Below are 8604 nucleotides of genomic sequence, written 5' to 3'. Positions count from 1 at the left end.
GCCCTGGCCGGGGTGGGCTCCGCCGCGCTCGCGGCAACCGCGCCGCCCCGGACGCCGCCGGCGCCGGCGCGCCCGCCGACCGCCACCGCCGCCTCGACCCGCAGCGCCCGATGCACCGGCGGCAGGCGCAGGCCCGAGCGCTCGAGCAGCGCCTCGTCGGCGAACACCTCCGCCGTCGACCCGGCCGCGGCGATCCGGCCGTCGTCGACGATGACAACGTGCGTGGCGTGCTCCGCCACCAGCTGCAGGTCGTGCGTCACGATGACGACCGTGGTGCCGGCGGCGTGGAGCCCGCGCAGCAGGGCGAGCAGCTCCGCCGCTCTGGCGCGATCCTGTCCGAACGTCGGCTCGTCCAGCACCAGCAGTTCCGGGCCGTGGCCCGTGTCGCCCGAGACGAGCGCGGTGCCCACCGACAGGCGCCGCTTCTGCCCGCCAGACAGGAGGAACGGATGGGCGTCCGTACGCTCGGTGAGGCCGAACCGCTCGAGGATGTCCTCGACGCGCGCGCGGATCTCGTCGTCCGCCAGGCCGCGCAGGCGCAGCCCGTGCGCGAGCTCGTCGTACACGGTGTGGGCGATGAACTGGTGCTCGGGGTTCTGGAAGACGAAGCCGATGCGCGTCGCGAGCTCGTGAGGCGACGCGGATCCGGGGTCCATCCCGGCAACGGCGACGCGGCCGGGCGGGGGCGGCGTCACGCCCGCGAGCGCCTGCACGAGCGTCGTCTTGCCGGCGCCGTTGGGGCCGATCACGGCGGTGAACGACCCCGCGGGGATGTCGAGGTCGACGTCCCGCAGCACCTCGCTGCGGTCCTTCTCGAGCGTGAGCCCGCGCACGCGCACGACCGGATCCGCGGCGTCGTCCGCGACGGGGCCGCGCAGCAGCAGGGCTGCGGCCTCGTCGCGCCGCGACGGATCCAGAGCGTCCCGCAGCTCGGCGGGTGTGAGCGGGAGCGGATCGATCGGATGACCGGCGTCGCGCAGGCGCAGGGCCGCGAGCGTGGCGGACGGCAGCCACACGCCCATCGCCGCGAGCGTCTCGGCGCGGGCGCGCAGCACCGCGGCGGCCGGACCGTCGAACGCCACGGCGCCGGCATCGTCCAGCACAACGACGCGCGTCGCCAGCTCGACGGCCGCGTCGAGGTTGTGCTCGACGAGGACGATGGCGCGGTCGCCCGCGGCGACCACCTCGGCGAGCGCCGCGTAGACGTCGTCGATGCCGACGGGGTCGAGGTTGGCGGTGGGTTCGTCGAGCACGAGCAGCGGCGAGCCCATGGCGAGGGCGCACGCGATCGCGAGACGCTGCCGCCCGCCGCCGGAGAGCCGGTCGGGGTTCCACGCGCGACGCTCCCACAGGCCCATCCGGCGCAGCGCATCCTCGGAGCGGGAAAGGACGTCCGCGGCGGGGAGGCGGAGGTTCTCCAGCGCGAACGCCACCTCGTCGAGCAGCGTGCCGGCGACGAGCTGGGCATCCGGGTCCTGGAAGACCATCGCCGCCCGCGTGCTGAGCTCGGCGACCGTGCTCGTCGCGGTGTCGATCCCATCGACCTCGACCGTGCCGTCGAGCGTCGCGGGGAGCGCGTGGGGCACCAGCCCGTTCATGGCGAGGGCGAGCGTCGACTTGCCGGATCCGCTCGGCCCGAGCAGCAGGACGACCTCGCCGCGGCGCACCTCGAGCGTCACGTCGCGCGGGGTCGGCCGGACGGCGTCAGGATGCGTGATCGAGACGTCGGTCAGGCGAAGGAGGGGGCGGTCGGCCGAGGGCACGGCCTCACATTAGCCGAGAGTAAGGCGCACCTAACCTCGGGAGGTGGCGTCCTTCACGCGCGGGGGTGTCCCCACACCCGCGCGGGCGAGCGCGGCGGCGGTGCTCAGGCCGGCAACGGTCCAGGCGACGGGCCCCAGGACGGCCAGCACGATGTAGAGCACCTGCGCCCAGGGGGCGAGCTCATCCAGGTCGGCGGCGAAGGCGACGGCGACGGCGACGAGCGCGCCGATCACGACGGCGGCGGCGAGCGAGCGCAGGGGCGTCCAGGAGCGGTACCGCCCGAGTGCCGCGGCGACCTCCTGGATCCCGCCGAACAGCACGGCGGTCGCGATGACCTGCCACATGTACACCGGCGCGAACGCGCTGGAGACGAGTGCGGCGAGCAGGTGCGTGGCGAGCGCGACGCCCGGCTGCCGCAGCAGCCGCTGCGCCACCACACCGGGAAGCACGTGCACGCCGAGGACGAAGCCGTAGACCATGGGCAGCGTCGCGAGCACGGCGACGGTGATCCACGCCGCCCCGGCGCCGAGCACGCCGGTGCCGACCCCGATCGCCGCGCACACGAGCAGGGTGCGGGTGTCGAGCCGGGGGCGTGCCATGCCCAGAGCCTATGCCCGCCATCGGGGCCGCGGCGCCGTCGCTGCAGCGCGCCTCCGCGCCGTGGCCTTGGCGGATCCGGATCAGAGTCGGCGGCGCCGGGGAGTGAGCCGCACCTGCGGCATCGGGGGAGCGGGGATGCGCTCATCCCCGTGCGTGACGACGTGACCGAAGCGGCCGGATCCGGTCTCCCACTCCTCGCGTGCGGTCACGATCTCCGCGTGGTCGCGGCCGACGAAGTTCCACCACATCACGAGGTCGTCCTCGAAGGGCTCGCCGCCGAGCAGGAAGAACATCGCCCCCTCCTCGCTCGAGACCTCGACGGCGTCCCGCGCGATGCCGAGATAGAGCAGATCGAGGGGCGCCAGTGCCGTCGGCTCGCCGGAGCGTCCGGCGTGCGCCACCACGTCGCCGTCGACGGCGGCGATCGCGTACTCCCACTCGCGGTGCAGCGGCACGCGCACGCGGGACCGCGGCGGGATCCGCACCTCGGCGCCGACGATCGGGGTGTGCACGGTCGCCGGTGAGACGGCGCCGGACAGCTCGCCGATGACGACCGTGGCGGTCGCGGGTTCTCCCGTGACGACGGGAAGCGCCACCGAGGGAAGGCCCTCGTGGCGCTCGAAGTCGGGCGCGCCGTGCCGACGCGAGTCCGGCAGCGCGATCCACAGCTGAAGCGCGTCGAGCGGCACCGGACCGTCGCCGATCGAGTACTCCGAGTGCGAGATCCCGTGCCCCGACGTCATGATGTTCAGCACGCCGCGGCTGATCGTGACGTCGCTGCCCACGCTGTCGCGGTGACGCACCTCTCCCACGAGCGGCCACGTCACCGTCTGCAGGCCGATGTGCGGGTGCGGCTCCACCCGCATCACGGCATCCTGCGGACCGAACCGGTCGAAGAAGCACCACGCGCCGACAGTCGGCAGCTCGCGCTGGGGCAGCGTGCGGTGCACCGCCATCGCCCGCACGCCGCCGAGCGGCACCTCCCGCGGAGCGAGCAGCAGCTCGCGCGGGCCGTCGCAGGCGTCGGAGGCGAGATCCCACGACGTCGCCTCGACGTCGTATCGGGTCATGCGGGCGGCTCTCCCTGCGTCGCGGCGTCGAGCGGGGTGCCGCCCGGCCACTCGACGACGGCGCCGGCGACCTCGTTCCTCTGCAGGTAGGCGGCGATGAACGGGCACAGCGGCACGATCGTGTCGCCCCGGCGGGCCACGTCGGCAAGCGCCTCGCCGGCAAGGATGTCGCCGAGGCCCTTGCCGCGGAACGCCGGGTCGATCTCGGTCGCCGTGAACCGGATGCGCCGCGTGCCCTGCTCGAAACGGGCATGTCCCGCGAGCGTGCGCTCGTGCGTCGCATCGGAGAAGTGCAGCTCGTACCGGTTCTCGGCGTCGTTCCGCGTCACCTCGATCGCGGTCTCGCTGGGCTGGGGCATAACGCTCCTTCGCTCTCGGGTCTCGTCAGGGCCACGCTACGTCGTGCCGCCCACACCGGGAAGCGGCTCGTCCCCAGGCCGCGCATCCTGGCCGGCTTTCCCACACCCGGGGCGCTGTCGGACGCGCCGCCTACACTCGATCAGGTGACCAAGAGTTCCCAGGAGACCCCGTCCGGCTGGGGCTCGTGGGCGCCGGCCGACCCGTCAGATCAGGGTGGGCCCGGCGACTGGATCCCGTACGAGCCGGCGCCGGAGGACGAGCCTCCCTACGACCCGTATGCCGACGTGCCGCCCCCGGACGAGCCGTGGGGGCCCGGGCCGGGCGACGTCCCGTCGCCGTCGGGAGCACCGCCGGCCGCCGCGCCGGGCGGCATCCGCGCATCCGCGTACGCCACCGCGGTCGAGGCGCTGAAGACGGTCTACGGCTACGACGCCTTCCGCGGTGACCAGCAGGCGGTCGTCGACCACGTCATCGCCGGCGGCGACGCCGTTGTGCTTATGCCCACCGGCGGCGGCAAGAGCGTCTGCTACCAGGTGCCGGCCCTGGTGCGGCCCGGCACCGGGCTCGTCGTCTCGCCGCTCATCGCGCTTATGCACGACCAGGTCGACGCGCTCGTCGCGAACGGCGTGCGTGCGGCCTACCTGAACTCCACGCAGGCGCCGGATGAGCGTGCCCGGGTCGAGCGCGCCTACGTCGCGGGAGAGCTCGATCTGCTCTATGTGGCGCCCGAGCGGCTCAACGGCGAGGCGACCCTGCGGCTGCTCGAGCGCGGCACGCTCAGCGTCATCGCGATCGACGAGGCGCACTGCGTGTCGCAGTGGGGGCATGACTTCCGGCCCGACTATCTCGCGCTGGGCGGCCTCGCGGAGCGCTTCCCCGGTGTGCCCCGCCTCGCTCTCACCGCCACGGCGACCCCCGAGACGCACCGCGAGATCACCGAGCGTCTGAGGCTTCCCGACGCCCGCCACTTCGTCGCGAGCTTCGACCGTCCGAACATCCGCTACCGGATCGAGGCGAAGACCGAGCCGCGCAAGCAGCTGCTCGACTTCATCCGGTCGCAGCCCGAGGGATCGGCAGGCATCGTGTACGCGCTCAGCCGCAACTCGGTCGAGCAGACGGCCGAGTACCTCGCCCGGCAGGGAATCGACGCGATCCCGTATCACGCGGGACTGGATGCGGCCACGCGCGCCCGGCATCAGTCGCGCTTCCTGCGGGAGGACGGCGTCGTGGTCGTCGCGACCATCGCGTTCGGCATGGGCATCGACAAGCCGGACGTGCGGTTCGTCGCGCACATCGACCTGCCGAAGTCGGTCGAGGGCTACTACCAGGAGACCGGTCGCGCCGGCCGCGACGGCGAGCCCGCGCAGGCCTGGATGGCGTACGGCCTGGGCGACGTCGTGCAGCAGCGGCGGCTGATCCAGCAGGGCGACGGCGACCGGGCGATCCAGCAGCGGCAGGGCCAGCACCTCGACGCGATGCTCGCGCTGTGCGAGACCGTGGGCTGCCGCCGTCAGAACCTGCTCGCATACTTCGGGCAGCCCTCCGAGCCGTGCGGCAACTGCGACACCTGCCTCACGCCGCCCGAGACGTGGGATGGGCTCATCCCCGCGCAGAAGCTGCTGTCGACCATCGTGCGCCTCAAGCGCGAGCGCAACCAGGCCTTCGGTGCCGGTCACCTCATCGACATCCTGCGCGGGGCGTCGACCGACCGGATCCGCAAGATGGGCCACGACGCGCTGTCGACCTACGGGATCGGGGCCGACCTGTCCGATCAGGACTGGCGCAGCGTCATCCGGCAGCTCCTCGCGCGCGGGCTGCTGGTCGCGCAGGGCGAGTACGGCACCCTCGCGCTCAGCGATGCGAGCGGGGGAGTGCTGCGCGGCGAGACGCCCGTGCCGCTGCGCCGCGACGTCATCGGCCGGGTGTCGCGCTCCGGGGGAGGCGCGCGAAAGGCCGCGGCCGCCGAGCAGCTGGCTCCCGAGCACCGCGAGCTGTTCGAGGCGCTGCGCGCCTGGCGTGCCGAACAGGCGCGAGAGCAGGGCGTGCCGGCGTACATCGTGTTCGGCGACGCCACGCTGCGGGCGCTCGCCGAGCGCCGCCCGACCACGCTCGGTGAGCTCGGCGGCGTCTCCGGCATCGGTGAGCGCAAGCGCGAGGCGTATGGCGCGGCGGTGCTCGAGGTGATCGCCGCCCACTGACCCACCCGCCGGCGCCGTCCCATCCGTCGGCACGGACGGCACTTACACCGCGCGTGACACCATCACGGTCAGCGATGCGGCCGGCATCTCGATGGAGCTGGAGCACCCGGTGCGCCAGGTCGGTCAGCAGCAGATCGCGTACGGCTACGGCTTCGAGCCGGGCGAGTCCGTCTCGGCCACGATGTACTCCGTGCCGCAGGATCTGGGTACCCAGATCGCCAATGCGGACGGCGAGGTCGTGTTCACCTGGGCGGTCGACGGCGAGGCCGTCGTCGGTCAGCACCGCGTGGAGCTCGTCGGAGTCCTCTCGGGCGCCGTCGACGACACGTTCCAGGTCGTCGCGCGCAGCTCGCTCGCCGCGACCGGTGCCGACCTCGGTTCGCTGATCCCCTTCGGCCTCCTGATCCTCATCGCGGGTGCCGCGCTGACGATCGCGACGCGCCGTGACGGAGTGGCCGCGCACGACGCGTGAGCACTCGTACCCTTCAGGATGTGAGTCCTGAGAAGCGCCGTGGCGGTCCGGGTCCTTCCCGGGCCGCCACGGCCGCGCCGGTGGTCAAGCGCATCGTGCTCGTCGCGATGGCGCTGTTCACGGCGTGGCACATCTTCGCCAGCATCCTCTGGATCGCGCCGCCCTCCCCGGCGCGCGAGGTCGTTCCCGCGGGCGCCCTGCGGGGCTACATGCTGCCGATGTTCGGACAGAGCTGGAGCGTCTTCGCCCCCGCGCCCATCAACGGCGACTACCACCTCGACGTGCGCGCCGCCCTCGACGCGGGCGGCGGTGAGGTGGCCGTCACCGAATGGACCCGGGCGAACACGGCAGAGCTGTCGTACGCGCAGCACAACCTCTTCCCGCCGCGCTCCGCGGGTCTTGCCGTGTCCGCGGCCAGCGACCTGTACCAGGCGTACGGCGAGCTCTCCGACAAGAGCAAGGAGCTCGTGGCTCTGAACTTCTTCAAGGACGACTGGAGCGCGCGCCTCGAGTCGTCCCTGGCCGCCGACAAGACCGTCGACACCTACGTCGCGGCTGAGCGCACCGTCGCCGCCTATGCGACCCAGGTCGCGTACGCGGTGTGGGGCGACGACGTCGTGCGCGTGCAGTACCGCGTGAGCCGCGAGGGGATCGTGCCGTTCGACAAGCGCAACGACCCGAAGGCCGTGCGCCCCGAGCCGACAGTCCGCAGCACCGGATGGCGCGGGCCCCTCGAGTACGAGGGCCAGTCGCGCGAGCAGTTCCGTTCGTACTTCTGCTCCGCGCCGGCAAGGGTCTGCCCGTGATCGCCGTGAGGGACGTCCTGCTGCGGATCGTCGCCGTCATCCGTCACCTCGTCGTGAGCGGATGGCGCCTCGTCGTCGGCGGCGTCATCCGGATCCTGTCCTTCTGCGAGCAGTGGCTCATCGGCCAGCGGCACGCGCGCTACGGCGTCGCGGTGACGCGCATCCTGCTCGGTTTCGTCGGCTTCGGCCTGCTGTGGACGAACTACACGGCGCGCTCGTATCTGTACGGCCCGGCATCCTTCTGGAACGGCGAGGAGGTCGACAGGATCAGCCAGCTGCCCGAGGTCTGGGTGTTCGGTCTCGGCGACCTGCTGTCGGGCGACCTCGTGGCGTTCACCGTCCTCTATCTCGTCGCGGCGGCCCTCGCCCTCGCGGTGATGCTGGGCTGGCGCACCCGCCTCACGCTTCCCCTCTTCTTCGCCCTGTACGTCGGCATCATCGAGCTCAACAGTGCGTCGGGCGATCAGGGCGACAACGCCTACCGGATCTGCCTGTTCTGGCTGATGTTCGCCGACCCGGCGGGTGTCCTGTCGATGGATGCGCGTCGCCGCGCGGCCGGGATCACCGGACCGAACCGCACCATCTGGGACCGGATCCGGCGGATCTGGCGCGGCGAGCGGCTGCTTCCCGGGTGGCTGCAGAACGCGATGCACAACCTCGTGCTCGTGCTGCTGACGGCGCAGGTGACGTTCATCTACGTCGCCGGCGGCCTGTACAAGGCCGGGGGAGAGCCCTGGTCGGGCGGCACCGCGGTGTACGCGCCGCTGCAGGTCGAGAAGTTCAGCACCTGGCCGGAGCTCGCCGACCTCATCACGGCGTGGGGGCCGATGGTGGCGCTCGCGTCGTGGGGCTCGATCCTGCTGCAGATCTCGTTCCCGTTTATGCTGCTCAACCGCTTCACGCGCATCCTTGCGCTCGTGGGCATCCTCGGCTTCCACGCCGCGATCGGGCTGCTGATGGGCCTTCCCTGGTTCTCGCTCTCGATGGTCGCGATCGATGCGATCTTCGTCCGCGACCGCTCATGGATCGCCCTCGGCTCGGCCGCGCGCGGCGCCTGGCGGCGTGCCCGCGCGGGATCGGACGACCGGACCGCGGATGATCGGGTGCCGCGGCGGCCCGTGGTGGTCCGCAAGGCGCCGATCGGCGCGCCCGCCGAGCCTCGAGAGGTCGCCGAGCCGGTCCGGGAGCCAGTGCTCGTGCTTGCCGGTGCCGGTGCCGGTGCCGGTGCCGGTGCCGGTGCCGGAGACGACGCCCCGCCCCTCTTCAAGTCGGCCCCTGCCGCGCAGCCGATACCGATCCCGAAGGCCGCTCCCGCTCCAGGGCCTGCCCCGAAG

General features: G+C 72.8%; 8 protein-coding genes. 4 read left to right on the top strand and 4 right to left on the bottom strand.

What is annotated here, in order from left to right; all coding sequences use genetic code 11:
• From IR155_RS15350 to IR155_RS15335, 4 genes are all read right to left on the bottom strand, one after another.
• Positions 1-1763, bottom strand: a 1763-nt coding sequence (locus tag IR155_RS15350) for an ABC transporter ATP-binding protein (RefSeq protein WP_135115662.1), incomplete at its 3' end; no start/stop codon positions are given.
• A gap of 30 nt (positions 1764-1793) precedes the next feature.
• On the bottom strand, positions 1794-2363 hold the full coding sequence (locus tag IR155_RS15345; RefSeq protein WP_135115661.1) for an ECF transporter S component: 570 nt from the start codon (positions 2361-2363) through the stop codon (positions 1794-1796).
• Between the two features lie 81 nt (positions 2364-2444).
• Entirely contained in the window at positions 2445-3434 is a 990-nt protein-coding gene (locus IR155_RS15340; protein ID WP_135115660.1) for a pirin family protein, read from the bottom strand.
• On the bottom strand, positions 3431-3793 hold the full coding sequence (locus IR155_RS15335; protein WP_135115659.1) for a GNAT family N-acetyltransferase: 363 nt from the start codon (positions 3791-3793) through the stop codon (positions 3431-3433). The genes IR155_RS15340 and IR155_RS15335 overlap by 4 nt, the downstream gene beginning before the upstream one ends.
• 231 nt (positions 3794-4024) lie before the next feature.
• On the opposite strand from IR155_RS15335, the gene recQ reads away from it, so the two are divergent.
• The 4 genes from recQ to IR155_RS15315 form a co-directional block, all read left to right on the top strand.
• Positions 4025-5992, top strand: a complete 1968-nt coding sequence (gene recQ / locus IR155_RS15330; RefSeq protein ID WP_135115663.1) for a DNA helicase RecQ — start codon at positions 4025-4027, stop codon at positions 5990-5992.
• Positions 5993-6083: 91 nt separating this feature from the next.
• Positions 6084-6464, top strand: a complete 381-nt coding sequence (locus IR155_RS15325) for a hypothetical protein (protein WP_135115658.1) — start codon at positions 6084-6086, stop codon at positions 6462-6464.
• Positions 6465-6484: 20 nt separating this feature from the next.
• Positions 6485-7270 (top strand): DUF5819 family protein, encoded by a 786-nt coding sequence (locus tag IR155_RS15320; protein WP_135115657.1) that lies wholly within the window; start codon positions 6485-6487, stop codon positions 7268-7270.
• The coding region (locus tag IR155_RS15315) for an HTTM domain-containing protein (protein WP_167760823.1) at positions 7267-8604 on the top strand (1338 nt) is incomplete at its 3' end. The genes IR155_RS15320 and IR155_RS15315, both read left to right, overlap by 4 nt.

The organism is Microbacterium paludicola (assembly GCF_015235415.1).
GTDB classification, from domain to species: Bacteria; Actinomycetota; Actinomycetes; order Actinomycetales; family Microbacteriaceae; genus Microbacterium; species Microbacterium paludicola.
Note: the sequence above shows the minus strand (reverse complement) of the source record. Positions and strands in the feature narration are given on the sequence as shown.